Source organism: Microbacterium sp. CH1 (assembly GCF_001595495.1).
In the GTDB taxonomy this organism is placed as follows: domain Bacteria; phylum Actinomycetota; class Actinomycetes; order Actinomycetales; family Microbacteriaceae; genus Microbacterium.
Genome location: NZ_LOSO01000011.1, coordinates 371,331 through 396,658, shown reverse-complemented (window position 1 = coordinate 396,658; position 25,328 = coordinate 371,331). Strand labels below are relative to the sequence as shown.

Annotated in this window: 22 protein-coding genes; 11 read left to right on the top strand and 11 right to left on the bottom strand. The window is 70.0% G+C overall.

Going from position 1 to position 25,328, the window contains the following annotated elements; genetic code table 11:
* Entirely contained in the window at window positions 1-465 is a 465-nt protein-coding gene (locus AUV07_RS05240) for a DUF3093 domain-containing protein (RefSeq protein WP_082802860.1), read from the top strand.
* A gap of 74 nt (window positions 466-539) precedes the next feature.
* On the opposite strand, the gene AUV07_RS05235 is transcribed toward AUV07_RS05240, so the two are convergent.
* Window positions 540-833 (bottom strand): DUF4193 domain-containing protein, encoded by a 294-nt coding sequence (locus AUV07_RS05235; protein ID WP_025103572.1) that lies wholly within the window; start codon window positions 831-833, stop codon window positions 540-542.
* Between the two features lie 199 nt (window positions 834-1,032).
* Here AUV07_RS05235 and sepH point away from each other — a divergent pair, with 199 nt between their 5' ends.
* On the top strand, window positions 1,033-2,082 hold the full coding sequence (sepH, locus tag AUV07_RS05230; protein WP_062634410.1) for a septation protein SepH: 1,050 nt from the start codon (window positions 1,033-1,035) through the stop codon (window positions 2,080-2,082).
* A gap of 15 nt (window positions 2,083-2,097) precedes the next feature.
* Here sepH and AUV07_RS05225 read toward each other — a convergent pair whose 3' ends face one another.
* Window positions 2,098-3,219: an alkaline phosphatase family protein gene (locus tag AUV07_RS05225; RefSeq protein ID WP_062634408.1), complete on the bottom strand. Its 1,122-nt coding sequence runs from the start codon at window positions 3,217-3,219 to the stop codon at window positions 2,098-2,100.
* 44 nt (window positions 3,220-3,263) lie between these two features.
* On the opposite strand from AUV07_RS05225, the gene AUV07_RS05220 reads away from it, so the two are divergent.
* Window positions 3,264-5,705: a DNA gyrase/topoisomerase IV subunit A gene (locus AUV07_RS05220; protein ID WP_062634406.1), complete on the top strand. Its 2,442-nt coding sequence runs from the start codon at window positions 3,264-3,266 to the stop codon at window positions 5,703-5,705.
* A 60-nt stretch (window positions 5,706-5,765) separates the two neighbouring features.
* Here AUV07_RS05220 and AUV07_RS05215 read toward each other — a convergent pair whose 3' ends face one another.
* Complete coding sequence (locus AUV07_RS05215) at window positions 5,766-7,877, bottom strand: DNA topoisomerase IV subunit B (RefSeq protein WP_082802859.1); 2,112 nt, start codon at window positions 7,875-7,877, stop codon at window positions 5,766-5,768.
* A 181-nt stretch (window positions 7,878-8,058) separates the two neighbouring features.
* Here AUV07_RS05215 and AUV07_RS05210 point away from each other — a divergent pair, with 181 nt between their 5' ends.
* Complete coding sequence (locus AUV07_RS05210; RefSeq protein ID WP_025103577.1) at window positions 8,059-8,277, top strand: DUF7455 domain-containing protein; 219 nt, start codon at window positions 8,059-8,061, stop codon at window positions 8,275-8,277.
* A 26-nt stretch (window positions 8,278-8,303) separates the two neighbouring features.
* Here the strand turns inward: AUV07_RS05210 and AUV07_RS05205 are convergent, their stop codons facing one another.
* Window positions 8,304-9,341: an alanine racemase gene (locus tag AUV07_RS05205; protein ID WP_062635174.1), complete on the bottom strand. Its 1,038-nt coding sequence runs from the start codon at window positions 9,339-9,341 to the stop codon at window positions 8,304-8,306.
* 11 nt (window positions 9,342-9,352) lie between these two features.
* Window positions 9,353-10,057 (bottom strand): alanine racemase, encoded by a 705-nt coding sequence (locus tag AUV07_RS05200; RefSeq protein WP_231868200.1) that lies wholly within the window; start codon window positions 10,055-10,057, stop codon window positions 9,353-9,355.
* A gap of 84 nt (window positions 10,058-10,141) precedes the next feature.
* On the opposite strand from AUV07_RS05200, the gene AUV07_RS05195 reads away from it, so the two are divergent.
* On the top strand, window positions 10,142-11,158 hold the full coding sequence (locus tag AUV07_RS05195; RefSeq protein ID WP_062634404.1) for a sugar-transfer associated ATP-grasp domain-containing protein: 1,017 nt from the start codon (window positions 10,142-10,144) through the stop codon (window positions 11,156-11,158).
* Window positions 11,159-11,309: 151 nt separating this feature from the next.
* Here AUV07_RS05195 and AUV07_RS05190 read toward each other — a convergent pair whose 3' ends face one another.
* The 3 genes from AUV07_RS05190 to AUV07_RS05180 form a co-directional block, all read right to left on the bottom strand.
* The gene (locus AUV07_RS05190; RefSeq protein ID WP_062634402.1) at window positions 11,310-12,002 is read right to left on the bottom strand and encodes a coenzyme F420-0:L-glutamate ligase; all 693 of its coding nucleotides are present in this window, start codon (window positions 12,000-12,002) and stop codon (window positions 11,310-11,312) included.
* Window positions 12,002-13,195 carry an RNA polymerase sigma factor gene (locus AUV07_RS05185; protein ID WP_370670652.1) on the bottom strand — a complete coding sequence of 398 codons (1,194 nt, stop codon included), beginning with the start codon at window positions 13,193-13,195 and terminating at the stop codon, window positions 12,002-12,004. Before AUV07_RS05185 ends, AUV07_RS05190 begins: the two co-directional genes overlap by 1 nt.
* Window positions 13,196-13,410: 215 nt before the next feature.
* Window positions 13,411-14,352 carry a proteasome assembly chaperone family protein gene (locus AUV07_RS05180; protein ID WP_025103583.1) on the bottom strand — a complete coding sequence of 314 codons (942 nt, stop codon included), beginning with the start codon at window positions 14,350-14,352 and terminating at the stop codon, window positions 13,411-13,413.
* Window positions 14,353-14,466: 114 nt separating this feature from the next.
* On the opposite strand from AUV07_RS05180, the gene AUV07_RS05175 reads away from it, so the two are divergent.
* The 3 genes from AUV07_RS05175 to sucB all read left to right on the top strand — a co-directional run bounded on the left by AUV07_RS05175 (window position 14,467) and on the right by sucB (window position 19,160).
* Entirely contained in the window at window positions 14,467-15,945 is a 1,479-nt protein-coding gene (locus AUV07_RS05175; RefSeq protein ID WP_062635170.1) for a leucyl aminopeptidase, read from the top strand.
* A 5-nt stretch (window positions 15,946-15,950) separates the two neighbouring features.
* Window positions 15,951-17,324: a dihydrolipoyl dehydrogenase gene (gene lpdA, locus AUV07_RS05170; protein WP_062634400.1), complete on the top strand. Its 1,374-nt coding sequence runs from the start codon at window positions 15,951-15,953 to the stop codon at window positions 17,322-17,324.
* A 66-nt stretch (window positions 17,325-17,390) separates the two neighbouring features.
* A complete protein-coding gene (sucB, locus tag AUV07_RS05165) occupies window positions 17,391-19,160 on the top strand; it encodes a 2-oxoglutarate dehydrogenase, E2 component, dihydrolipoamide succinyltransferase (protein WP_062634398.1) in 1,770 nt (589 codons plus the stop codon).
* Window positions 19,161-19,175: 15 nt separating this feature from the next.
* Here the strand turns inward: sucB and AUV07_RS05160 are convergent, their stop codons facing one another.
* Window positions 19,176-20,609, bottom strand: a complete 1,434-nt coding sequence (locus tag AUV07_RS05160) for a hypothetical protein (RefSeq protein ID WP_062634396.1) — start codon at window positions 20,607-20,609, stop codon at window positions 19,176-19,178.
* A gap of 164 nt (window positions 20,610-20,773) precedes the next feature.
* Between AUV07_RS05160 and AUV07_RS05155 the strand changes: the two genes are divergently transcribed.
* Window positions 20,774-21,484, top strand: a complete 711-nt coding sequence (locus AUV07_RS05155; RefSeq protein ID WP_025103588.1) for a DUF4191 family protein — start codon at window positions 20,774-20,776, stop codon at window positions 21,482-21,484.
* Between the two features lie 57 nt (window positions 21,485-21,541).
* Here AUV07_RS05155 and AUV07_RS05150 read toward each other — a convergent pair whose 3' ends face one another.
* On the bottom strand, window positions 21,542-22,729 hold the full coding sequence (locus AUV07_RS05150) for a RimK family alpha-L-glutamate ligase (RefSeq protein ID WP_025103589.1): 1,188 nt from the start codon (window positions 22,727-22,729) through the stop codon (window positions 21,542-21,544).
* Between the two features lie 18 nt (window positions 22,730-22,747).
* Here AUV07_RS05150 and AUV07_RS05145 point away from each other — a divergent pair, with 18 nt between their 5' ends.
* A complete protein-coding gene (locus tag AUV07_RS05145; protein ID WP_036292426.1) occupies window positions 22,748-23,236 on the top strand; it encodes an ATP-dependent zinc protease family protein in 489 nt (162 codons plus the stop codon).
* Window positions 23,237-23,239: 3 nt separating this feature from the next.
* Here the strand turns inward: AUV07_RS05145 and AUV07_RS05140 are convergent, their stop codons facing one another.
* Window positions 23,240-23,635 carry an RDD family protein gene (locus tag AUV07_RS05140; RefSeq protein WP_025103591.1) on the bottom strand — a complete coding sequence of 132 codons (396 nt, stop codon included), beginning with the start codon at window positions 23,633-23,635 and terminating at the stop codon, window positions 23,240-23,242.
* A gap of 147 nt (window positions 23,636-23,782) precedes the next feature.
* On the opposite strand from AUV07_RS05140, the gene glnA reads away from it, so the two are divergent.
* Window positions 23,783-25,207, top strand: a complete 1,425-nt coding sequence (gene glnA, locus AUV07_RS05135) for a type I glutamate--ammonia ligase (protein WP_025103592.1) — start codon at window positions 23,783-23,785, stop codon at window positions 25,205-25,207.
* Window positions 25,208-25,328 lie beyond the last annotated feature (121 nt).

Genomic DNA, 25,328 nt, shown 5'->3' with positions numbered 1-25,328 from the left:
ATGCAGAACCCCGCAACGGACGCACGTCCCCGCTACCACGAACGCCTGGCCCCCAGCCTGTGGCTGCTGGTCACGATCGCCCTGGCGGGACCGATGGTGTCCCTGATCTTCGTGCCGGTCGGCTCGACCTTCGCGCTGCTGCTCGGCGGAGCGGTGTCCGCACTGCTCGTGGTGGCGGCCATCGCCCTGGCTCCGGTCGTCTCGGTGCAGGACGGCGTGCTCCGCGCCGGACCCGCCCACATCGACGTGCGCCACCTCGGCGAGCCGGTGGCGCTGACCGGCGACGAGGCACGGGCCGCACGAGGACCGGAGCTCCCGGCTCGCGGGTGGCACCTCATCCGCGGCGGCATCGACGGTGTCGTCGTGGTGCCGAACATCGACGAGGCAGACCCCGTCATCACGTGGACGATCTCGACCAGGACGCCCGATCGGCTCGCCGCGGCCATCCGCGCGGCGCGGGGCTGACCACCCTCCGGAGAAACGACAGCGCGCCCCTGACCGGAGGTCGGGGGCGCGTGAGGCGTCGCGCAGAGGGCTGCTCAGGCAGCGCACTCCTTGCAGATGGGGCCATCGGGTCCCTCGTGGTCGAGCTGCGAGCGGTGCTTCACGAGGAAGCAGCTCATGCAGGTGAACTCGTCCTGCTGCGCGGGCAGCACGACGACATCCAGCTCGAGGTCGGAGAGGTCCGCGCCCGGGAGATCGAAGTTCGACGGGTTGTCGGAGTCCTCGTCTCCGGTCGTGCCGGACAGCTTGTCCGGCACACGCTCCTTGAGGGCTTCGATCGACTCGGAGTCGTCTTCACTCTTTCGGGGAGCGTCGTAATCGGTTGCCATGCGGTGAATCTCCACTTTCATGGTGCGAGTGGGCGGGTGCGCCGTCGGGTAATCGGCGGCCATAGTTTGCATGACCGGCGGGCGTTTCGCAAATGCCCTCCCATGCGACAGGGCAAACTCACGGCACGCCCGCCGTATTCCCTCTCCCGACGCGTCTCCCGTGACACCATGAACGCACACCCATCAGAGGGGCATTCGCATGGAAAACGTCACCATCGTCGGCACAGAAGCAGGAGTGCTCGTCCTCGCGACCGAGGCGGGCGAGCGGTTCGCGCTGCCCATCGACGCCGTGCTGCAGCGGGAGATCCGCCGCGCGACCCGCCAGGCCGAGCCGGCGGCGCAGAAGCTCGCCGCGAGTCCGCGGGACATCCAGGCCCAGATCCGCGCCGGTCTCACCGCCGCCGAGGTCGCGGAGCTCCTCGGGATCAGCGTCGACGACGTCGCACGCTTCGAGGGTCCCGTCCTCGCCGAGCGGGAGCACATCATCGGGCAGGCGCTCGCCGTCCCCGTCCTCATCGGGAGCGAGGTCGAGCCCGACGCGCAGCCGACGTTCGGCGCCGCGGTGCGCGCCAAGCTGGCCGAGGTGGGCGCGTCGTCCGAGCGCTGGGCGAGCTGGAAGGAGGAGTCCGGCTGGATCATCAAGCTGGAGTTCTCCGCCAACGACGTCGAGCACGACGCGCGCTGGAGCTTCGACCCTCGACGGAGCGCCCTCTCGCCGCTGAACGCCGACGCCACGCAGCTCTCGCGACAGGGGTCCCTGCCGGAGGGCCTGATCCCGCGACTGCGAGCTGTGGAGGCCGACCGCGCCGCCTCCCCCTACAAGGACGACAGCCGCTTCGACTCCGGCGCCTTCGGACCGCGCCTGGTCCCGGCCCCCGCGGCCGAGGCAGAGGAGCCGGCGCAGCTCGAGCGCTCGGCGCCGGCGGTCCAGGACGCCGCGATCAACCGCGCCCCCGACGCCGCCTCGACGAGCCCCGAGACCGCCGACCTCCTCGAGGCCCTGCGCCGCCGCCGCGGACAGCGCGAGGCGGCGCCGATCGAGCACGCGATCGAGGACGTTCAGGACGACACGGACCCGATCGCCCTCTTCGCCGCATTGGAGGAGCCGGACGACGAGCCTGCGGCCCCGGAGCCCACGCCTCGTCAGCCGTCCCCGAACGACGCCGGCGACAGCGGCGGCCGTCGGCGGCGCCGCAACGCCATGCCGTCGTGGGACGAGATCGTCTTCGGAGCACGCACCGACGAGTGACCGCGGTCGCTCGCGTCAGGAGGCGAAGGCGCCGAGCCGCAGGAACGGCACCCTGGTCTCCTCCGGGGTGAGTGCGCCATGCTGCCCGATCATGCCGCGGTTGCGCTGGTCCTCGGCGGTGCCGTCGTAGAGCGCGCGCACACCCGTGGCGGCGATCAGCACGTCACCGATCCGGGGCCGGGCGTCGTCGCTGACGACGGGGCCGAAGAGACCGGCCCGCAGCGCCTCCTCCCGGGTGGCTACCTCGGCCACCCCCTCCAGATCGCGGCGCAGACGCATGGCGAGCACCGCGGTGTCGGTGTCCGGCTCCCGGTACAGGTGCAGCATGCGGGGCTCGCCCCCGACGTGCCGGATGCCGACGAGATGCTCCTCCTCGAGCACGACCTGCCGATGGGACGGTACGTCGACCATGCCGTGATCCGATGTCACCACCACGCCCACGCGCGGCGGGACGCGGACCGAGAGCGCGCCGTCGATCCGCTCCAGCGCGGTGACCCATTCCGCGGAGGCCACCCCGTGCTTGTGCCCCGCCTTGTCGACCTCGGGCAGGTAGCAGTAGACGAGGGAGCCCGGATTCTCCGCAGCCAGCGCGTAGGAGGCCTCGACCCGTTCCTCCGGCGTCGCCGCGGGGACGAATGTCGCGCCGCGGAGGGTCGCACGTGTGAAGCCGCTGTGCGCGTACGCCGCCAGCCCCACGGCGAAGGCCGGCCGGCCCGTCGCCGCCATGCGCTCGAACACCGTGGGGGCGGCCTGCCAGGTGAGCGGGTCCAGGCCGTCCGTCTCCCACCCGCTGAGCTGATTCACGAGGACATCCCGCTCCGGATCCCGGACGCGATAGCCGACGAGACCGTGCTGCCCCGGCCAGACCCCGGTGGTGAGACTCGTGAGGGCGGCCGCCGTCGTCGTCGGGAAGACCGTCTGCGCGATGTCCTTCTTCGTCATCGTCGCGGTGAGCGAGCGGGCGTGACCGGCGTGCCCGCGGAGGCTGATCGCCCCGAGGCCGTCGATCACCACGAGCACGGTCGAATCGACGCGCGGCAGCGTGGCGGATTCGCCGCGGAGAGCGGCGCACAGGTCGTCCGCCACCCCGACGACGCTCCGGGCGCCCGGCGGCGCGGACGGTAGCATGAAGGACATCCGAGCCAGTCTGACACAGGCTCCCGTACGCCCTCAGGAAGTCCATGCCGAAAACCCCGCCGCCCGAGCCTGTCGAGGAACGCATCCAGGACATCGATCTCTCTCACGAGATGCAGGGCTCCTTCCTGGAGTACGCGTACTCCGTCATCTACTCGCGGGCACTCCCGGACGCCAGAGACGGCCTCAAGCCGGTGCAGCGGCGCATCCTGTTCCAGATGGCCGAGATGGGCCTGCGCCCGGACCGCGGCCATGTGAAGAGCGCCCGCGTCGTCGGCGAGGTCATGGGAAAGCTGCACCCCCATGGCGACTCGGCGATCTATGACGCGCTCGTCCGCCTCGCGCAGGAGTGGGCCCTCCGGGTGCCGCTCGTCGACGGTCACGGCAACTTCGGATCCCTGGACGACGGCCCCGCCGCCGCGCGGTACACCGAGGCGCGTCTCGCCGCCCCCGCGCTCTCGCTCACCGAGAACCTCGACGAGGACGTCGTCGACTTCATCCCGAACTACGACGGCCAGTTCCAGCAGCCGGCTGTGCTGCCCGCGGCGTTCCCCAACCTGCTCGTCAACGGTGCCAGCGGCATCGCGGTGGGCATGGCGACCAACATGGCGCCGCACAACCTCATCGAGGTCGTCGCCGCGGCGACCCACCTGCTCGAGAACCCGGACGCCACCACCGAGGACCTCATGGAGTACGTCCCCGGTCCCGACTTCCCGTCGGGCGGGATCCTCATGGGGCTCGACGGCGTGAAGGACGCCTACACGACGGGTCGCGGCGCCCTCAAGGTCCGCGGACGCACGTCGATCGAGCCGCTGGGCCCCCGGCGCACGGGCATCATCGTGTCGGAGCTGCCCTACATGGTCGGGCCGGAGCGTCTCATCGAGAAGATCCGCGACGCGGTACAGGCGAAGAAGCTGCAGGGCATCAGCGACGTCACCGATCTCACCGACCGCAACCACGGCCTCCGCGTCGCCATCGGGATCAAGACCGGTTTCGATCCGAACGCCGTGCTGGAGCAGCTCTACCGGCTCACCCCGCTGGAGGACTCCTTCAGCATCAACAACGTCGCCCTCGTCGACGGCCAGCCCCGCACCCTCGGGCTCAAGGAGATGCTCAGTGTCTACGTCGGCCACCGCATCGAGGTCATCACCCGCCGCAGCCGGTACCGCCTCGCCCGCCGGGAGGAGCGCCTGCACCTGGTGGAGGGTCTGCTCATCGCGATCCTCGACATCGACGAGGTCATCCAGGTCATCCGGTCGTCGGACGACACCGAGCAGGCCCGCACCCGGCTCCGGTCCGTGTTCGACCTCAGCGAGCCGCAGGCCGAGTACATCCTCGAGCTGCGGCTGCGCCGTCTGACGAAGTTCTCGCGCATCGAGCTCGAGGCGGAGCGCGACGCCCTCCTCGCGGAGATCGCGTCGCTGCGCGAGCTGCTCGCCAGCCCGGCCCTGCTGCGCGCGGCCGTCGCCCGGGAGCTGGACGCCGTGGCCGAGGCGTACGGGACGCCGCGGCGCACCCTGCTGATGAACGCGGCCCCGCCGAAGCCCCGTGCGACGAAGGGCGCCGTCGACCTGCAGATCGCCGACGCGCCGACCACCGTCGTCCTCTCGACGACGGGCCGCGCCGTGCGCGTGGACCTCGGCGAAGGACAGGAGCTGACGGCTCCGGCCCGGCGGAGCAAGCACGATGCCATCCTCGCGACGGTCGAGACGACGGTCCGCGGCGAGGTCGGGGCGCTCACCAGCACGGGACGCGTCGTCCGCTTCTCCCCCGTGGACCTGCCCTCGGTGCCGGGCACCTCGGTGCAGCTCGCCGCGGGGACTCCGCTTCGCGACTACCTGGGGATCACGACCAAGAGTGAGCGCATCCTCGGGTTCGTCCGTTTCGACAGCGAGACCCCCGTCGCGCTCGGCACCGCCCAGGGCATCGTGAAGCGCATCGTGCCGTCGACCCTGCCCGTGCGGCCCGACCTGGAGGTCATCGGCCTCAAGACCGGAGACTCCGTGGTCGGGGTGGCCGACGCGGAGGATGACGCCGACCTCGTGTTCCTGACGACGGATGCGCAGCTGCTGCGGTTCTCGGCCTCGACGGTCCGCCCCCAGGGCGCGCCGGCCGGTGGCATGGCGGGCATCAAGCTCGGCTCGGGCGCCTCTGTCCTCTTCTTCGGCGCCGTCCGCCCGGACACCGACGCCGTGGTCGCCACGGTGTCCGGCGCGGAGAGCATCCTGCCCGGCACCGATCCCGGCCGCGCGAAGGTCTCGGCCTTCACGGAGTACCCGTCGAAGGGCCGCGCGACCGGTGGCGTCCGCGCCCACGCCTTCCTGAAGGGCGAGGACCGCCTCACCGTCGCCTGGGTCGGCCCGAACCCGGCTCTGGCCGTCGACCCCACCGGCGCGGTACGCAAGCTGCCGGACGTGGGGGCACGACGCGACGCCTCCGGTCAGCCGATCGACGGCGTCATCGGCAGCATCGGCCGCACGCTCGTCTGATCCGTTCCACGAAGAAGGGGACCCGGCCGCGCCGGGTCCCCTTCTTCGTGACCTCTGCTCTCAGGCGTCGATGGACTCGCGGGAGAGCTGGTCGGCGGAGTCGATGATGAACTCCCGCCGCGGGGCGACCTCGTTGCCCATGAGCAGTTCGAAGACGCGGCCCGCCGCCTCGGCGTCCTCCATCCGGACGCGGCGGAGCAGGCGACCGGAGCGGTCCATCGTCGTGTTCGCGAGCTGCTCGGCGTCCATCTCGCCGAGACCCTTGTAGCGCTGGATCGGCTCGTGCCAGCGCTTGCCGGCCTTGCGGAGCTTCGCGAGCAGCGCGTGCAGCTCCTGCTCGCTGTAGGTGTAGATCGTCTCGTTCGGCTTGGATCCCGGGTTGATGACGATGATCCGATGCAGCGGCGGCACGGCGGCGAACACCCGTCCGTGCTCGATGAGCGGCCGCATGTAGCGGAAGAAGAGCGTGAGCAGGAGGGTGCGGATGTGCGCGCCGTCGACGTCGGCGTCGCTCATGAGGATGATCTTCCCGTAGCGTGCGGCGTCGATGTCGAAGGTCCGCCCGGAGCCGGCCCCGATCACCTGGATGATGGACGCGCATTCGGCGTTGGACAGCATGTCGCCGACCGACGCCTTCTGCACGTTGAGGATCTTCCCGCGGATCGGCAGCAGCGCCTGGAACTCGCTGTTGCGCGCGTTCTTCGCCGTGCCGAGGGCCGAGTCTCCCTCGACGATGAAGAGCTCGCTGCGCTCCACGTCGTTCGTCCGACAGTCGACGAGCTTGGTCGGCAGGGTGGACGACTCGAGCGCGTTCTTCCGGCGCTGCGTCTCCTTGTGGGCGCGTGCCGACACGCGCGCCTTCATCTCGGAGACGATCTTGTCGAGCAGCTGCGTGGCCTGGCTCTTGTCGTCGCGCTTGGTGGAGGTGAAGCGCTGCTGGAGGTCCTTGCGCATCACCTGGGCCACGATCTGGCGCACGGCGGGCGTGCCGAGCACCTCCTTCGTCTGACCCTCGAACTGCGGCTCCGGCACGTTGACCGTGAGGACCGCGGTGAGGCCGGCGAGGACGTCGTCCTTCTCCAGCTTGTCGTTGCCGACCTTGAGCCGGCGGGCGTTCTGCTCGACCTGGCTGCGGAGCACCTTCAACAGCTCCTGCTCGAAGCCCTGCTGATGCGTGCCGCCCTTCGGGGTGGAGATGATGTTCACGAAGGAGCGGATGCGGGTGTCGTAGCCGGTGCCCCAGCGCAGGGCGATGTCGACGGCGCAGACGCGCTCGACCTCGGTCGCCACCATGTGCCCGTCCGGCTGCAGGACCGGGACGGTCTCGGTGAACGTGCCCTCCCCCTGGATGCGCCAGGTGTCGGTCACCGGCGGGTCGACCGCGAGGTAGTCCACGAACTCGGAGATGCCGCCCTCGTAGAGGTACGAGGTCTCCACGGGGCCGGTCGGCGCACCGTCCTCCCCCACCGCGGCGCTCGCGGCGCGCTCGTCGCGCACCACGATCTCGAGCCCGGGGACCAGGAAGGCCGTCTGACGCGCCCGCGTCTCGAGCTCGGCGAGCTGGAACGCGGCGTCCTTGGTGAAGATCTGGCGGTCGGCCCAGTACCGCACCCGGGTACCGGTGACGCCGCGCGGCGCCTTGCCGACGACGCGCAGCTCGCTGTTCTCCTCGAACGGGGTGAACGGCGCATCGGGCCGCTTCTCCCCCGAGTCCTGGAAGATGCCGGGCTCACCGCGGTGGAAGGACATCGCGTAGGTCTTGCCGCCGCGGTCGACCTCGACGTCGAGGCGCTCGGAGAGGGCGTTCACGACCGAGGCGCCGACGCCGTGCAGACCGCCCGATGCCGCATAGGAGCCGCCGCCGAACTTCCCTCCGGCGTGCAGCTTCGTGTAGACGACCTCGACGCCGGTCAGACCGGTTCGCGGCTCGACGTCGACGGGGATGCCGCGACCGCGGTCATGCACCTCGACGCTGCCGTCGTCGTGGAGGATGACGTCGATGCGCGAGCCGTTGCCGGCCACCGCCTCGTCGACGGAGTTGTCGATGATCTCCCAGAGGCAGTGCATGAGCCCGGGCGAACCGTTCGAGCCGATGTACATGCCGGGGCGCTTGCGGACCGCTTCGAGTCCTTCGAGCACCTGGAGATGATGGGCGGAGTACTCGGCATTCACAATCTCCGAGTCTATTCGCGGGAGGGAGCCGCCCTTCGCAGACACTCCCCGGGTCGCCGCGTTCGCGGGTGCGCGCGTACGCGCTGAGCGAAACACGCCGTCGACCGGGCATGCCCCCAGGTGCAGCGTGGTTGTATTGAGCACGACCAACAAGGACGCCGACACCCGAGGAGGCCCCGAGATGAATGCAACGACCGAACGTGAGACCTCCGCTGTCGAGTACCGCCTGACCGCGATGGACCGCTGCGACTCGTGTGGAGCGCAGGCCTACATCGCCGCCGAGGTCAACGGTTCCGAGCTGCTCTTCTGCGCCCACCACGGCCGCAAGTACGAAGAGAAGCTGCGCAGCGTGGCCACGAGCTGGCACGACGAGACCGCTCGTCTCATCGAGACGGTCTGATCAGCGCCTGAGCCGGCCGAACCGGTTCAGTCCACGACCCTCCGCCGAATCCGCGGACCGAGGCGGGTGAGGATCTCCTCGCCCACTGTATCGATCCGCTCGGCGAGGGTCGTTGCTGTCTCCTCCCCCTGTGCGCCGGGACCGAAGATCGTCACCTCGTCGCCGACCGCCATCCCCGGCCAGCCTTCGACGGTCATCGTGGCGACATCGATGGTCGAGACCGCACGCGAGCCGGCGGGGGTGCCCACCGTCATCCCGGTCAGCGTGGAGGGGACGCCGTCCAGACTCCCGACGGCGACGATCGCGCTCTCGCCCTCCACCCGCACGACCGGCGCGACGAGACACGCCGCGGGACGGACCCCGTCGAGGTCCGGACCGTCCGCCGAGCGGATGCCGTAGCAGAACGCGCCGATCCGCGACACGGTCCCGCGCAACTCGGGTCGCCACCAGGACGCGGCCGAGGCCGTGAGGTGCACAGACGCCGGCTGCGGCCCGGTCAGGCCGACCTGCCGGACGGCGTCGAGGAACACGGCCTGCGCCTCGTCGTCCTCGGCATCGCTCGCCTCGGCGATGTGGCTCCAGACCCCGACGAGGGCGAGTGCGCCGGAGCGCTCGGCCTCTCGGGCTTCGGCGACCGCAGCCGCCCAGTCCTCCGGGCGCACGCCGTTGCGGTGCAGCCCGGTGTCGATCTTGAGGTGGATCCGTCCGCGCACGCCGAGGATCTCCGCCCGGGCGATGATCCGTCGGAGGTACTCGACTGTGCCGACGCCGAGCTCGATGTCCTGCAGGAGCGCCTCGTCGATCTCCTCATCGGTCGAGGTCGCCCAGGCGAACACCGTCACCTCTCCGCCCGCGATGCGCCGGACCTCGACGCCTCCGCGCACGTCATAGCTGCCGAACGAGGTCACCCCGGCCTCGAGGGCCGTCTCGACGGCCCAGCGGAGCCCGTGGCCATAGGCGTCGTCCTTGAGGACCAGCATCAGCGTCGACTCGCCGAGGCGGTCACGGACCGCCGCGATGTTCGTGCGGAAGACGGCGCTGTCCAGACGCAGTTCGGGGCGCATCGGGCCTCCCATCATGCCTCCCATCCGCGCACGGCGTGCGCTCCCGGGACCGCGACGAGCTCGGCCGGGGTCATCCGAGTGAGCTCCGCCCAGCGCGCGATGGCACCGGAGGCGGGTCCGGTCCCTCCGAAGTAGGTCACCGCGTCGCCCACCTCCGCGGGAGCGCCCTGGAGGTCGATGACGCAGACATCCATCGCGACACGCCCGACGATGGGGTGCAGTGCGCCGTCGATCTCCACGTCGGCGTGGTTGCCCAGGGCCCGGACGACGCCCTGAGCGTAGCCGCCCGTCACGAGCGCAACCGTGGTGTCCGCCGCCGCCCGGAAGGTGTAGCCGTACGAGACGGCCTCTCCCGCCCGCAGGCGCTTGGTGGACATGACGCGGCCGACCAGGCGCATGACCGGGGGCGTCGTCGGGAGGCCCTCCGCGGACGGCAGCCCGTAGAGGAGACCGGGATCGAGGTCCGGCTCTCCGGTGGTCGTGGCGGTGATGCCTTCGAGACGGAGCGCCTCGACCTCTCCGGGAGAGTCCACGAGGACCTCCTCCGCTCCCGCCGCGGTCACCGCCTGGGCGACGGCGAGCAGACCGTGACCCCATGCATCGCGCCGGAGGTCGGCCCGGCGACCCCCCGCCCGGATCGCCGCGGACGCGCCGGCAGCGAGGGCCGAACGCGAGATCATCGCCTGCGGAAGCGCACTCGAACTCGTGTCACACACGTGCTCCAGCCTAGCTTCCGCGCTCCCAGGAGCCTGGGGGCTCCCCGCGTAGACTGGGACGTCGATCCCTAGACCCGGAGCTTCATGTCTCGTCTTACTCTCGCGCCCCGCATCCGCTACCTCCTCGGCCGTGCCCGCCGCATCGACGTCGGTTCGGTGTTCGAACGCGCCAAGGAGGCCTCGGCCCAGCATCACCGGCCCGTGCCCACGATCGTCGCGGACATGCTCTGGTCGGCGGCCCGTCACAACGTCGGCTTTCAGGACTACATCGACTACGACTTCGCGATGCTGAACCGCGCCGAGCGCGAGACGTACATGACGCATCCCGTGTCCAACCAGCTCTCGCAGAAGTACGACCACCCGGACTTCCGCTGGATCTTCCAGGACAAGATCGAGTTCAACCGCAAGTGCTCCCCGCACCTTCACCGCGAGTGGATGGTCGTCGAGGAGGGGAACGCCGACGAGGTCCGCGCCCTCACGGAGCGCCTCGGCACGATCGTCACGAAGGAGCCGGTCGGTCAGGCCGGCACCGGTGTGCACCGGTATCACGCGGCCGACATCACGGACTGGACCGAGTTCCACCGCGGCCTCCTCGATCGCGGCGAGCTGCTGATCGAAGAGGTCATCCGCCAGCACGACGACCTGGCGGCGGTGTGCCCCGGGACCGTGAACACCACGCGCATCACCGCGTTCTTCGACGGCGAGAAGGCGCACATCCTCGCGATGGCGCAGAAGTTCGGCCGCGGCGCGGTGAGCGACCAGATGACCTTCGGCGGCTTCTACACGATGCTCGACGAGAACGGGCACGCGGTGGGCGCCGGCTACGACTCGCACGGTCACGTTCACGAGACGCACCCCGACTCCGGGTTCCGCATCGCCGACTTCCAGCTGCCGTACATGGACGAGGTGCGCGCGTTCATCGATCAGGTCGCCCGCGTCGTGCCGCAGGTGCAGTACGTCGGCTGGGACGTCGTCGTGACCCCGGACGGCCCCGTGCTCGTCGAGGGCAACTGGGGCGCGGGCGTCTACGAGAACAAGCCCAGCGTCACCGGGATCCGGACCGGGCACAAGCCGCGCTACCGCGAGGTCATCGGCTTCTGAGCTTCGACAGGCTCACCCTTCGACAGGCTCAGGGACCCAGCCTGGGTCGCTGAGCCTGTCGAAGCGTCGACCCGGCCCTCTACGCGCAAACCGGCCCCTTGCGTTCGCACGCAAGGGGCCGGTTCGTTCGTAAGGGGGTGGGTCGACCTGCTCAGACCGCGCGGACGATGCCGAGCGGGGTGGACTCGAGGCCCTGGCCGAGCGGGTTGTCACCCAGGATCTTCACCAGCCGCAGCTCCCCCGCCTTGTCCAGCGTGGAGCCGAGGATGTTGCCGCCGAGATCGTTGATGTCGACCACGGCCACCTCGGCCTGACCGCCGATCAGCGTCTTCAGGTGCGCGGCGACGCCATCCGGATCCTTGGGGCCGAGCACGACCGCCTCGTTGTACGGCGGGATGGTGTGCTTCGTCGGGCCGTCGATCGCGCGCGCCTTGTCCCCCGCGATGCGGTAGAAGTCGCCCTTGCGCCCGAAGGCCTTGGTGACCGCCGAGACGGCCGCCGCGAAGAGGATGCGCGGCGTACCGCACTCGCGCAGCGCCATCTCCATCGTCTCCGGCATGCCGAGACCGATGCCGTACGGCGTGCGGGTGACGTACTTCGACAGGAACAGCGCGAGCTTGCGCGGCTTGATCTCGTCCAGGCGGTAGGACCGCCCCTGCGTGATCGCGACGATCTTCTCGGTCACGAAGAGGACGTCGCCCGGCTGGACGGCATCCTTGGCGTACTCCGTGATGATGGCGTCGAGATCGTCGTCCGGCATCACGACACGGGTGCGCAGCGGAATCCGCGCGTAGCTCTTTCCGTCGACGCTCGTCTCGAGCGCCTTGCCCTCGTTCGCCTGCATCACTCGAGGTAGTCCCGCAGCGACTGCGAGCGGCTCGGGTGGCGCAGCTTGGCCATCGTCTTGGACTCGATCTGGCGGATGCGCTCACGCGTCACCCCGAACGTGTCACCGATCTGGTCGAGCGTCTTCGGCTGACCGTCGCCGAGGCCGAAGCGCATCCGGATCACGCCGGCCTCGCGCTCCGAGAGCGAGTCGAGGAGCTGCTCGAGCTGACGCTGCAGCATCGTGAAGCCCACGGCATCGGCGGGGACCACGGCCTCGGTGTCCTCGATGAGGTCACCGAACTCGCTGTCGCCGTCTTCGCCGAGCGGCGTGTGCAGGGAGATCGGCTCGCGACCGTACTTCTGCACCTCCACGACCTTCTCCGGCGTCATGTCGAGCTCGCGGCTCAGCTCTTCCGGAGTGGGTTCGCGACCGAGGTCCTGCAGCATCTGGCGCTGCACGCGGGCGAGCTTGTTGATGACCTCGACCATGTGCACCGGGATGCGGATCGTGCGGGCCTGGTCGGCCATGGCGCGGGTGATGGCCTGACGGATCCACCAGGTCGCGTAGGTCGAGAACTTGAAGCCCTTGGTGTAGTCGAACTTCTCGACCGCGCGGATGAGACCGAGGTTGCCCTCCTGGATCAGATCCAGGAACTGCATGCCGCGACCGGTGTAGCGCTTGGCGAGGGAGACGACGAGACGGAGGTTCGCGCCGAGGAGATGGCTCTTCGCGCGCTGACCGTCACGGGCGACCCACTGCAGGTCGAGTCCGAGCTGGCTCGTCTTCTCGGCGGGAGACATCGCGGAGAGCTTCTCCTCCGCGAACAGGCCCGCCTCGATGCGCATCGCGAGCTCGACCTCTTCGGCCGCGTTCAGCAGTGCGACCTTTCCGATCTGCTTCAGATAGTCCTTGACCGGGTCGGCCGTCGCGCCGGTGATCTGGGTCGAGTAGACCGGGACCTCTTCGTCGTCCTTGGAGGAGATGACGATCGCACCGGTCGGCAGCGGCTCGGTGAAGGCCGGCTTCGCGTCGTCCTCCTCCTCGTCGCCCGCGGCGTCTTCGGAGCCCTCGGCCGCAGCGGCGTCGTCTTCCTCGACGACGTCGTCCGACTTCTTCTTCTTCGCGGGGGCGCGCTTGGCCGCGGCGCGCTTGGGCGCGGGAGCCGCTTCGGTCGCTTCGACGTCCTCGACCTCGGGATCCGCGGTGATCTGATCGGCCTTCTTCGTCCGCGTGTTCTTCGTCGTGGCAGGAGTCACGTTTCGCCTTTCACGGGGCCGCTGGGAGACCCCGGGACATTTCGGACACTAGTAAGACCCTTGTCAAGTCCAGCGCTCGAAAACACTGATTGACAACGGGTCGGACTCCTAGTATCGCACACGTATGGCGATGAGGACGCATTCGCGCCCGATCCGCACGGACGGATTCAGCCGCGGCCCGGCTTGTCGTCGTCGCCCGACGGACGGGTGGCGAGGTAGCGCTCGAGCTCGGCCGCGAGCTCATCGGCGCTGGGCAGGTCGCGTTCGCTGAATCCGCCTTCGTCGTACGAGTCGTCTTCGGGGTCACGGCCGGCCATGTAGGCGTCGTAGCGACGTTCCAGGTTGTGAACCATCTGCTGCAGCTCGTCATTCGCCGCGACCTGCTCGTCGACCCGGGCGATGTAGTCCGCGCGCCGCTCCTGCACCGCGTCCAGCATGAGCACGAGACCGGTCGACGCCATGAGCTTCTCCGCCGCCGCGCTGACCGCCTCGGGATTCTCGGTCTCGGCGAGGTAGTGCGGCACGAGGAGGACGAAGCCGACGACGCGTTCCCCGCGCTCCGCGAAGCGGTACTCGAGCAGGTGGCCGGCGGTGGCGGGGACCTGCGTGCGCGGACGCCACACGGAGTGCGACACGACGAGGTCGCGCCGGTTCCCGCTCACCGTCGTCCCGATGGGACGCGTGTGCGGCACGGGCATGGCGATGGAGTGCACCCAGTGCAGTCCCGACGCCTCGAACTCCGCTGCGAGGTCCAGCACCGTCTCCGCGAAGGCGTTCCAGGCGAAGTCGGGCTCGTAGCCCGTGAGGAGCAGGAACGGGCGTCCGAGCGCGTCCGTGGCGAGGGAGAGCTCGAGTCGGGGCGGGCGGAACTCGGCGAGGTGGTCCTGGTCGAACGAGATCACGGGGCGACGCGCCCGGTAGTCGAGGAGCACATCGTTGTCGAAGATCGCCAGCGGCTGCGGCGACGTCGTCTCCCTCAGGTGATCGATGAGCCCCGACACCGCACTGCCCGCGTCGGTGAATCCGGTGAGCAGCATCACGAGAGGCAGGCCGTGGGGCACCGTGGGGGCGTTCGCGACGCGTTCGTGGATTTCTCCGGAGAAGGGCATGTCTCCATGCTACGAGCCGCACCCGGACCCGGGCTCTGACCTGTCTCGCTGAGAGCGAACACACCCCGCCGGGCGGGCCGACGACCCCGGGGCGGAGATCCTAGGATGGAGACCATGACGCTTCCCGTGCTCTCGCACACCACCGATCAGTTCCCCGGAAGCGCTGCCGATGCCGCAGTGCTCGTCGTCCCCGATCTCTCCGAGTCGGCCGAGCCTCTGGCGGCTCACCCCGGTCTCGCCGACGTCCTCGCGGGCATCGGCTTCACCGGCGCCGCCGGAGCGTTCGCGCGGGTCTACGCCCCCGAGGTGACGACGCTCCCCTTCGCGGTCGTCGGCGTCGGCTCCACCATCGACGACGCGTCCGTGCGCAGCGCCGCCGGCACGGCTCTCCGCTCCCTCACCGGCTTCGACACCGTCTCGCTCGGCCTCGCCTCCGGGCTCGAGGCGCACGCGGCCGCGGCGGCGGAGGGCGCCGTCCTCGGCGGCTACCGCTTCGACGACTATCGCGCCGAGAACGGCAGGAAGAAGCGGGCGACGGCGGTCGTCGTCCACGCCCCGCTCGACGACGCCACGATCGCCCGTGCCCACGCGACGGGCGAGGCCGTCGCCCTCATCAAGGACCTCGTGAACGTGCCCGCCGAGTGGCAGAGCCCTGCGCAGCTCGCGCAGAGCGCCGCCGACAGTGTCGCCGACCTCGACGTCACCGTGCAGATCCTCGACGAGACCGCTCTCGCGGAACAGGGCTTCGGCGGCATCCTCGGCGTCGGCCAGGGCTCCGACCGGCCGCCGCGTCTCGTCCGCCTCGACTACGCGCCGGCGGACGCGCAGCGCCACATCGCCCTCGTCGGCAAGGGCATCACCTTCGACACCGGCGGCCTGTCGCTGAAGCCCGCGGCCTCGATGGTCGGCATGAAGTTCGACATGGCCGGTGCCGCGACCTCCCTCGCCGCCCTCCGCGCCATCGCCGCCCTCCGGCTCCCCGTGCACGTGACCGCCTGGCTCTGCATCACCGACAACATGCCGTCCGGCCGCGCCCTCCGCCCCGGCGACGTCATCCGCATCCTCGACGGCACCACCGTCGAGGTGCTGAACACCGACGCGGAAGGGCGCCTCGTCCTCGCCGACGGTCTGGTCGCTGCGAGCCGCGAGAACCCCGATGTCATCATCGACGTCGCGACCCTGACCGGCGCGATCGTCGCGGCCCTCGGCCACCGTCACACCGGCGTCTTCGGTGACGACGAGACGGTCGCGGAATTCCTCGCCGCCGCCGCGCGCACGGGAGAGCCGGCGTGGCACATGCCGCTGCCCGCCTACATGGAGGAGACGCTCGACTCCCCCATCGCCGACATGATCAACGCCAACATGGGAGATCGGATGGGCGGCGCGTCCTTCGCCGGCCTCTTCCTGCGGCGCTTCGTCGGCCGCACCTCGGACGCGGACGACGCGCCGCGCATCCCCTGGGTGCACCTCGACATCGCGGGCTCCGGTGAACACGCTGGCGCCCCCTACGGCTTCACCGAGAAGGGCCCCACGGGGGCGATGGTCCGATCGATCATCGCCTTCGCCGAAGCAGCATCCCACCCGGAGGCATGACACCCATGACAACCCACACCTTCGACATCGTCGTCCTGGGCGGCGGCAGCGGCGGGTACGCCGCGGCACTGCGAGCGAGCGAGCTCGGCAAGTCCGTCGCACTGATCGAGAAGGACAAGGTGGGAGGTACATGCCTCCACCGCGGGTGCATCCCTACGAAGGCGCTGCTGCACGCCGCCGAGGTGGCGGACCACGTGCGTGGCGCCTCCTCCGTGGGAGTCACGGCCTCGTTCGGCGGGATCGACGTCGCCGGGGTGCGCACCTACCGCGAGGGCATCGTCGCCAAGAAGTACAAGGGTCTCGAGGGGCTCGTCAAGGCGCGCGGGATCACGACGGTCACCGGGCTCGGTCGCCTGAACGCGGACCGGAGCGTGAGCGTCGGCGACGACGTCTACGTCGGCACGGACGTGATCCTCGCCACGGGCTCCTACAGCCGCTCGCTGCCGGGGCTCGAGATCGGCGGCCGGATCCTGACCAGCGAGCAGGCCCTCGCCCTGGACGTCATCCCCGAGCGCGTGCTCATCCTGGGCGGCGGCGTGATCGGCGTCGAGTTCGCGAGCGTGTGGCGCTCCTTCGGTGCCGAGGTGACGATCGTGGAGGCCCTGCCCCACCTCGTCCCGAACGAAGACATCGCGATGAGCAAGGGCCTCGAGCGCGCGTTCCGCCGCCGCGGCATCCGGTACTCCCTCGGCGTGCGCTTCCAGAGCGCCACGCAGGACGACGCGTCCGTGACCGTCACGCTGGAGGACGGCACGGAGTTCACCGCCGACTACCTCCTCGTCGCCGTCGGCCGCGGCCCCGCCACCGCCGACCTGGGCTTCGAGGACGCCGGCGTGCGTCTGGACCGCGGGTTCGTGACGGTGGACGGCGACCTCCGCACCGATGTCCCCGGTGTGTGGGCGGTCGGCGACATCGTCCCGGGTCTCCAGCTCGCCCACCGCGGGTTCCAGCAGGGGATCGCGGTCGCCGAGCGCATCGCGGGTCTCTCCCCCGTGAACGTGCCCGACGTGCAGATCCCGAAGGTCACCTACTCCAGCCCCGAGGTCGCCTCGGTCGGTCTGACGGAGGAGGCGGCGGTCGCCGCGCACGGTGCCGACGCCGTCCATTCCTACGAGTACAACCTCGCGGGGAACGGGAAGAGCGAGATCATCGGCACGGGCGGCCTCGTCAAGGTCGTCCGTCTCAAGGACGGACCCGTCCTCGGTGTGCACCTCCTCGGCGACCGCGTCGGAGAGCTCATCACCGAAGGGCAGCTCGCGGTCGCGTGGGAAGCCCACCCGGAGGACATCGCGCCGCTCATCCACGCCCACCCGACCCAGAGCGAGGCCCTCGGCGAAGCCTTCCTCGCACTGGCCGGAAAGCCCCTGCACGCCCTCTGAGCACCAACCGGTGCCCGAGTCACTAAGCTAGACAAGCGTCATACAACTTCTGAAGGAGACTCAGTCATGAGCACATCCGTGGTCCTCCCCGCTCTCGGTGAGAGCGTCACAGAGGGTACGGTCACCCGCTGGCTCAAGCAGGTGGGAGACACCGTCCAGGCGGACGAGGGCCTGCTCGAGATCTCGACCGACAAGGTCGACACCGAGATCCCCTCCCCCGTCACCGGCGTGATCGAGGAGATCCTCGTGGCCGAGGACGAGACCGTCGAGGTCGGTGCTCTGCTGGCCCGCATCGGTGACGGCAGCGGCGCGGCCCCTGCCGGCGATGCCCCTGCCGCCGCCGAAGCCGCTCCGGCCGAAGCCGCCGCCCCCGCCGCTCCGGAGCCCGCCGCGGCTCCCGCAGCGGAGCCGCAGGCTCCCGCCGAGTCCGCGCCCGCCGAGTCCGCCCCTGCGGCTCCGTCCGGCGACGCGACCGACATCGTGCTCCCCGAGCTCGGCGAGAGCGTCACCGAGGGCACCGTCACCCGGTGGCTCAAGCAGGTCGGCGACTCGGTCGAGGTCGACGAGGCGCTCCTCGAGATCTCCACCGACAAGGTCGACACCGAGATCCCGTCGCCGGTCGCCGGCGTGCTGCAGGAGATCGTCGCCGGCGAGGACGAGACCGTCGAGGTCGGCGCCGTGCTGGCACGTGTCGGTTCGGGTGCTGCTCCCGCCGCTCAGCCCGAGGCTCCTGCCGCTCCGCAGGCCGAGGCTCCCGCCGCGCCGGCCCCGCAGGCCGAGGCTCCGGCTGCACAGCCCGAGGCTCCGGCTGCTCCCGCTCCGCAGGCGGAGGCCCCCGCCGCGCCGGCCCAGCCCGCCGCTCCCGCACAGCCCGCTGCTCCCGCACAGTCCGCGCAGACCGAGGCTCCCAAGCTGTCGCTGCCGACCGAGAGCGACAACCTGTACGTGACCCCGCTCGTCCGCCGTCTGGCTGCGCAGCAGGGCGTGGATCTGGCCACGGTCAAGGGCACCGGCGTCGGAGGCCGTATCCGCAAGGAGGACGTCCTCAAGGCGGCCGAGACGGCGACCGCCGCACCGGCCGCCGCCGCGGCACCGGCTCCGGCACCGCTCGAGGTGTCGCCGCTGCGCGGGACCACTCAGCCGATGTCGCGCCTGCGCAAGGTCCTCGCCAAGCGCGCGGTCGAGTCGATGCAGCAGACCGCTCAGCTCACCACCGTTGTCGAGGTCGACGTCACCGCTCTCGCCGAGTACCGCGACAGCGTCAAGGCGTCCTTCCTCGAGAAGACGGGCGACAAGCTCTCCTTCCTGCCGTTCTTCGCGCTGGCGGCGGCGGAGGCCCTGCAGGCCTTCCCGATCATCAACGCGACGGTCGACGGCGAGCAGATCGTCTACCCGGCCTCCGAGAACGTCTCGATCGCGGTCGACACCGAGCGCGGTCTGCTCACGCCGGTGCTCCGCGACGCGGCCTCGAAGAACATCGCCGAGATCGCCCACGAGATCGCCGACCTCGCGGCGCGCACGCGCGACAATAAGCTGAAGCCGGACGAGCTCGCCGGCGGCACGTTCACGCTGACCAACACCGGTTCGCGCGGCGCGCTGTTCGACACCCCCGTGGTGTTCCTGCCGCAGTCGGCGATCCTCGGCACCGGCACGGTCGTCAAGCGCCCGGGTCTGGTCAAGGTCGGCGGCACCGATGCGATCGCGGTCCGCTCCTACGTGTACCTGGCTCTGTCGTACGACCACCGCATCATCGACGGTGCCGACGCGGCCCGCTTCCTCGGTGCGGTGAAGGCCCGCCTCGAGGCTGCGCAGTTCAGCGGTCAGCTCGGAGCCTGATCCGGCGGCTTCGCCTCACCTCGGCTGGTCCGCGACGCGATACGCGTCGCGGACCAGCCATTTCTCGTCCACCCACACCAGTACGACGATCATCGCCCCCGCGCCTGAGCCGTCTCGACCCGCGGACGACGACGACAGCTCCAGCACGGCGATGTCTCCGTAGCGATCCACCAGCATAGGGTCCTCCCCGCCGATGAGCTCTGCCGCGACCGCCCTGATCGCCGGCGCTCCCCCCGCGATCGCCGTCGCGCACACCGGATCCTCTCGCGACTCGCACTCCGCGATCCGCGTCATCACGTCCGGCAGGGCGGCCAGCGGATCATCGACCGCCGGTGGCGTGGCGCCCGCGGTGGGCGACGGCATCGGCGACCGCGCGGGTTCCCGCGAGGTCTCGTCCGCGGGATCCGATATCGACGGACGCGCGGTCGTCGCCGTACCCGCATCGGGGCTTCCGGCCGCAGACCCCTCTCCTCCGCTGGGCCACAACGACCCGGCGACGAGCACAGCCGCCGCGCAGACTCCGGCGACGACGAAGATCCGCGCCCGGCGGGGCCGTGTGCTGCGCCGCTCCGTCCCTCGGGGCGCTGCGACCTCGCGCGGGCGGACGAGGGCGCGCGCTCGGCCGGCGAGGTGGTCGAGGAAGGCGCGAAGGGCGGCGGCGACCGTCGCTCGCTCGCGCACGCGGGGACGGTCCCGCCGCACACCGGTCTCGCGCACCCGAGTGCGCGTGGCGGAGTCGGCTCGGAGGCGCCGGAGCGCCGTGGCGGCGCCGACCCCGGCACCCGCTTGATCCTCGGTCGCGGACTCCAGCGGCCGCGGCGCCGCGATCTCCAGCAGCTCCCGCTCCCCTTCTTCGAGCAGCCGTCGCGGTACACGGCGTTGCGCGGCAGCCGTGCGGAGATGCTTCCGGAGGCGATCGAGGACGCGGATCAGCGCCTTATCCGCGCAGTCCGCGTACAGGCGATCCAGGACCGCCAGGACCGCCGACGCCGCGTCCTGGCCCGCTCCCAGCACGAAGACAGGACGGCCGCGTTCGGTGAGCCACCAAGCCCCCGGCACCTCGGCGGCCGGCATCGGCCCCAGCTCGCTCAGCCCGCGCAGCATGCTCACGACGACCGTGCTGATCTCCCCCGAAGACAGCCCTCCCCGCGCTCGACCGGCCCGCTCCAGGAAGACGTGCAGTGTCTCCGTGCACCACGGAAGCAGCACGTCGTGTCCGCGCGCGCGACGGACGACGTCGAGAGGGGCGGCGACGTGCTGCGACCCCGCGTACCGCCACCCCGCCCATCCGGTGAGGCCCTCCGCATCGCGGCGCACGACGGGACCATCCGGCGAGGCGACGAGAGCGCCCTCCAGCGGTCCCTCCCCAGGATCCAGGAGCCGGATCGTGCGATGAGCCTGCGGCAGTACGGCCTGGTCGAAGGGCGGATTCTCGCTCTCATCTGTCATGCGACCCATCCCAAGCGATCGCCACGGTCCCGTCCGCGCATTCAGCCGCTCCGGGACGAGATCCGGCATCGGGCCGGACTGTGCAGGAGAGATGAGGCGCCCTCCTCTCCGCTGCACGCGAACGGCGGCATCGCACGGCTCTCGGACTCGGTAGGCTGGTCTCCATGGCAAAGCGTGCTCCCGAACCCGAGAAGCGTCCTGGGTTCTTCTCCCAGATCAAGTCCCTCTTCCGGTTCACGCGCGAGGCCTACCCCTGGCTCCCCTGGGCGCAGGCCGCGATCCTCATCGGCGGCGTGCTCCTCGGTCTCCTGGCCGGCTACCTGATCCCGCCGTTCCAGGTGTGGACGCTCGTCCTCTGGGCGATCACGGGCCTTATGCTCGGCGTCCTCGGCGCCCTCTTCCTCATGACCCGACTGTCGACCTCGGCCATGTACACGAAGATCGACGGCATGCCCGGTGCGACGGGTCACGTGCTCAGCACCAGCCTCGGCCGACAGTGGCAGGCCTCCGAGACCCCGGTGGGCATCAACCCGAAGACGCAGGAGGCCGTATACCGGACGGTCGGCCGCGGCGGCATCGTCGTCGTCGGCGAGGGCGCCCGCGGACGCCTCACGCGACTGGTGAACGAGGAGCGCAGCCGGGCGCAGCGCGTCGCCCACGGCGTGCCGATCACGGTGCTCTACGTCGGGCACGGCGAGGACGAGGTGCCGATCGCCGACCTCGCGAAGACTATCAAGAAGCTTCCGAAGGCCATCGACAAGGCCACCATGGCGGCCGTCATCCGCCGCATCGACTCGGTGTCGCAGTCGCTGTCGTCGCTTCCCATCCCGAAGGGGATCGACCCGACGAAGGTGCGGGCCCAGCGTCCGCGCTGACCCGCTCCCCGGAACCGCGAAGCGCGGCCGTCCTCTTCGAGGGCGGCCGCGCTTCTCTCATTCCGAGAGCGGCTGCTTGGGGAGGCGGCGCACCTTCGCACGCCGGCGCCGACGCTCGGGGATCATCGAGCGCATCTCATCGAGCTTGCCGAAGCAGAACAGGCGGTCGTCGGCCTCGAGGACCACGTGCTTGCGCGGGTTCGGGATGACGCTGACCCCGCGGTGCAGCGTGAGCACCGTGATGTCGCGTTCCCACAGACCGGCCTCTCCCAGCGTCTTCCCGACGAGGTCCGCGGCACCGTGGACCATGAGCTCGGCGACGCCGTAGCCCGTGGAGACCGTGAGGCGCTGCCGCACGTCGATCTCCGGGAAGGCGACCTGACCGGCGATGTAGTCGATGATCGCGCCCGCGACGTCGAGCTTGGTCGCGGTCTCGATGCCCTGCAGGCCCGGGGAGGAGTTGACCTCCATCACGAGGGGTCCCTCGTCCCCCTCCAGCATGTCCACGCCGGCGACACGGAGGCCCATGATCTGGGCCGACCGCACGGCGGCCCGCTCGTAGACCGGGTCGAGCTCGATCGCCTCGACCGAGCCGCCACGGTGCACGTTGGAGCGGAACTCGTCTCCGGCCGCCGAGCGGCGCATCGCCGCGACCACGCGGTCCCCGACGACGAGCGCGCGGATGTCCCGGCCCCTGCTCTCAGCGATGAACTTCTGGATGAGCACGTTCTGCTTGGTCGAGTGCAGCGTCTCGATGATGGCCTCGGCCACCTTCACCTGGGGTGCGAGGATGACGCCGATGCCCTGGGTGCCCTCGAGCAGCTTGATCACCACGGGAGCGCCGCCGACGCGCTCGATCGCCGGTCGCACGTCGGCGCGGTTGCGCACGAAGGCGGTCGGCGGCATCGCGATGTTGTGCCGGGAGAGGATCTGGTTCGCTCGCAGCTTGTCACGCGCGCTGGAGATGCCGTTCGCCGTGTTGGGGGTGTAGACGTCCATCTGCTCGAACTGCCGCACCACGGCGGTGCCGAAGTACGTGATCGAGTTGCCGATGCGGGGCAGGATCGCGTCGTAGTCGCTGAGCTGCCGGCCCCGGTAGTGCAGGTCGGGCTCATCGGAGGTCAGGTCGATCGCGAAGCGCAGCGTGTTGAGCACCTTCACGTTGTGGCCCCGCTGCAGTGCGGCCGCGCGGAGGCGTTGGGTGGAGTACGCCTGCGGCGCACGGGACAGCACTGCGATCTTCACGGGGGATTTCCTGCCAGGATGTATCAGGTGAGTAGGTCTACCCATTCAAACACCCTTACGGGGTGGCGCGAGTGGGTGAGCCTGCCCGATCTCGGCGTCGACTGGATCAAAGCCAAGATCGACACCGGCGCCCGCACCTCGTCCCTGCACGCGTTCGACATCCAGGAGTTCGAGCGCGACGGCGAGGCCTGGGTGCGTTTCCGCGTGAAGCCCTGGCAGGACAGCCAGGAGGACGCCGTCGTCGTGGAGTCCCCCATCCACGATCGCCGGGCCGTCCGGAGCTCGTCCGGGCACGCGCAGGAGCGTCTCGTCGTGCAGCTGATGATCCGGCTCGTCGACCGCGAGGTGATGGCCGAGGTCACGTTGAGCAACCGGGACGAGATGGGATTCCGCATGCTGATCGGCCGCGAAGCGCTGCGCCGCGGCTACGTCGTCGATCCAGCGCGTTCCTTCCTCGGCGGCCGCGCACCCCGCGAGGCACGCCGGCGCAACCGCGGCCGCGCCTGAGCGTCAGGCGCGGATGAGGACCGTTCCCACGGCCTTGTCGTGCAGACCGCGCTGATCCGGGTCCCACACCACGGCCGGGATCACGATCAGGAGCAGCAGCGTGCGCACGATCGGACGCCACAGACCGACCCATCCGCCGTCGAGACGGACGACACGCATGCCGAGGATGCGGTGCCCGGGGCTGCCGCCCGCGGTCGGGATGAAGAGGATCTGCACGACACCGAAGATGAGCAGCGTGGCGAACGGGTCGTACTGGAAGAACGCGACGGAGAGGATGACGGCTGCCGTCCAGTCGATCGCGAGGGCCCCGATCCGGCGTCCAGGGCGACCGATGCTCCCCGGTCCGGACTCCGGGAGTCCGAGTCGCTCACCGGGGTACGTGTTCACAGCATCCGTCACCCCTCCAGCCTACCGAGGCTGTGGATGCCCTCCGATCCTGCTCACGCTGTAACACGGACGAAACAAAGCGGATACCGTGGAGAAATCCCCCGTCCGTACTGTGCAGAGTGGCCCCGAAGCCATCGATCCGCATCACAGGAGTCGTACATGTTCAAAGATTCGTCCGAGGTACTGGCCTACATCAAGGAGAACGACGTCAAATTCCTTGACATCCGTTTCACCGACCTCCCTGGTGTGCAGCAGCACTTCAACATCCCTGCGGCGACGGTCGACGAGGCCTTCTTCACGGACGGACAGCTGTTCGACGGCTCCTCCATCCGCGGCTTCGCCAGCATCCACGAGTCGGACATGCAGCTCATCCCGGATGTGACGACGGCGTACATCGACCCCTTCCGCGAGGCCAGCACCCTCGTGATGATCTTCGACATCTACAACCCGCGCACCGGCGAGATCTACTCGAAGGACCCGCGTCAGGTCGCGAAGAAGGCGGAGAAGTACCTCACCTCCACCGGCATCGCCGACACCGCGTTCTTCGCTCCCGAGGCCGAGTTCTACATCTTCGACGACGTGCGCTACTCCGTCACGGCCGGCGAGAGCTTCTACAAGGTCGACTCCGAGGAGGCCGCGTGGAACACCGGCCGCGAGGAGGAGGGCGGGAACCTCGCCAACAAGACCCCCTACAAGGGCGGCTACTTCCCCGTCAGCCCGGTCGACAAGACGGCCGACCTGCGCGACGACATCACCCTTAAGCTCATCGATGCGGGCTTCATCCTCGAGCGCTCCCACCACGAGGTGGGCACGGCCGGCCAGCAGGAGATCAACTACCGCTTCGACACCATGGTGCACGCGGCCGACGACATCCTGAAGTTCAAGTACATCGTCAAGAACACCGCCGAGGAGTGGGGCAAGGTCGCCACCTTCATGCCGAAGCCGCTGTACGGCGACAACGGCTCGGGTATGCACACCCACCAGTCGCTGTGGAACGACGGCAAGCCGCTGTTCTACGACGAGGCCGGCTACGGTCAGCTCAGCGACATCGCGCGGTGGTACATCGGCGGCATCCTGGCGCACGCGCCGGCCCTGCTCGCCTTCACCAACCCGACGCTGAACAGTTACCACCGTCTGGTCAAGGGCTTCGAGGCTCCGGTCAACCTGGTCTACTCGGCCGGCAACCGCTCCGCCGCGATCCGCATCCCGATCACGGGCTCGAACCCGAAGGCCAAGCGCATCGAGTTCCGCGCCCCCGACGCCTCGGGCAACCCGTACCTCGCCTTCGCCGCGCAGCTCATGGCGGGCCTCGACGGCATCAAGAACCGCATCGAGCCGCACGAGCCCGTCGACAAGGACCTCTACGAGCTTCCGCCCGAGGAGGCCAAGAACATCCCGCAGGTGCCGAACTCCCTGCTGGACTCGCTCGAGGCGCTCCGCGCCGACCACCAGTTCCTCCTCGAGGGCGGCGTGTTCACCGAGGAGCTCATCGAGACCTGGATCTCCTACAAGTACGAGAACGAGATCCTGCCGATCGCTCAGCGCCCGCACCCGTTCGAGTACGAGCTGTACTTCGGAGTCTGAGCCGACCGCGGATCGCGACAGAGCCCGTCCCCATCTGGGGGCGGGCTCTTTCGCTGTCCGGTGGCCCGTGCGAATACGGCACCCAGACCTCTACGTACTTATTTGGGGGCGCTTCATACAC

What these genes read in the sequence shown, in the direction of transcription:
- AUV07_RS05240 (WP_082802860.1), top strand. Translation starts at nt 1, where the DNA reads ATGCAGAACCCCGCAACGGACGCACGTCCCCGCTACCACGAACGCCTG.
- AUV07_RS05235 (WP_025103572.1), bottom strand. Translation starts at nt 833, where the DNA reads ATGGCAACCGATTACGACGCTCCCCGAAAGAGTGAAGACGACTCCGAG.
- sepH (WP_062634410.1), top strand. Translation starts at nt 1,033, where the DNA reads ATGGAAAACGTCACCATCGTCGGCACAGAAGCAGGAGTGCTCGTCCTC.
- AUV07_RS05225 (WP_062634408.1), bottom strand. Translation starts at nt 3,219, where the DNA reads ATGTCCTTCATGCTACCGTCCGCGCCGCCGGGCGCCCGGAGCGTCGTC.
- AUV07_RS05220 (WP_062634406.1), top strand. Translation starts at nt 3,264, where the DNA reads ATGCCGAAAACCCCGCCGCCCGAGCCTGTCGAGGAACGCATCCAGGAC.
- AUV07_RS05210 (WP_025103577.1), top strand. Translation starts at nt 8,059, where the DNA reads ATGAATGCAACGACCGAACGTGAGACCTCCGCTGTCGAGTACCGCCTG.
- AUV07_RS05205 (WP_062635174.1), bottom strand. Translation starts at nt 9,341, where the DNA reads ATGCGCCCCGAACTGCGTCTGGACAGCGCCGTCTTCCGCACGAACATC.
- AUV07_RS05195 (WP_062634404.1), top strand. Translation starts at nt 10,142, where the DNA reads ATGTCTCGTCTTACTCTCGCGCCCCGCATCCGCTACCTCCTCGGCCGT.
- AUV07_RS05190 (WP_062634402.1), bottom strand. Translation starts at nt 12,002, where the DNA reads ATGCAGGCGAACGAGGGCAAGGCGCTCGAGACGAGCGTCGACGGAAAG.
- AUV07_RS05180 (WP_025103583.1), bottom strand. Translation starts at nt 14,352, where the DNA reads ATGCCCTTCTCCGGAGAAATCCACGAACGCGTCGCGAACGCCCCCACG.
- AUV07_RS05175 (WP_062635170.1), top strand. Translation starts at nt 14,467, where the DNA reads ATGACGCTTCCCGTGCTCTCGCACACCACCGATCAGTTCCCCGGAAGC.
- lpdA (WP_062634400.1), top strand. Translation starts at nt 15,951, where the DNA reads ATGACAACCCACACCTTCGACATCGTCGTCCTGGGCGGCGGCAGCGGC.
- sucB (WP_062634398.1), top strand. Translation starts at nt 17,391, where the DNA reads ATGAGCACATCCGTGGTCCTCCCCGCTCTCGGTGAGAGCGTCACAGAG.
- AUV07_RS05160 (WP_062634396.1), bottom strand. Translation starts at nt 20,609, where the DNA reads ATGACAGATGAGAGCGAGAATCCGCCCTTCGACCAGGCCGTACTGCCG.
- AUV07_RS05155 (WP_025103588.1), top strand. Translation starts at nt 20,774, where the DNA reads ATGGCAAAGCGTGCTCCCGAACCCGAGAAGCGTCCTGGGTTCTTCTCC.
- AUV07_RS05145 (WP_036292426.1), top strand. Translation starts at nt 22,748, where the DNA reads ATGTATCAGGTGAGTAGGTCTACCCATTCAAACACCCTTACGGGGTGG.
- glnA (WP_025103592.1), top strand. Translation starts at nt 23,783, where the DNA reads ATGTTCAAAGATTCGTCCGAGGTACTGGCCTACATCAAGGAGAACGAC.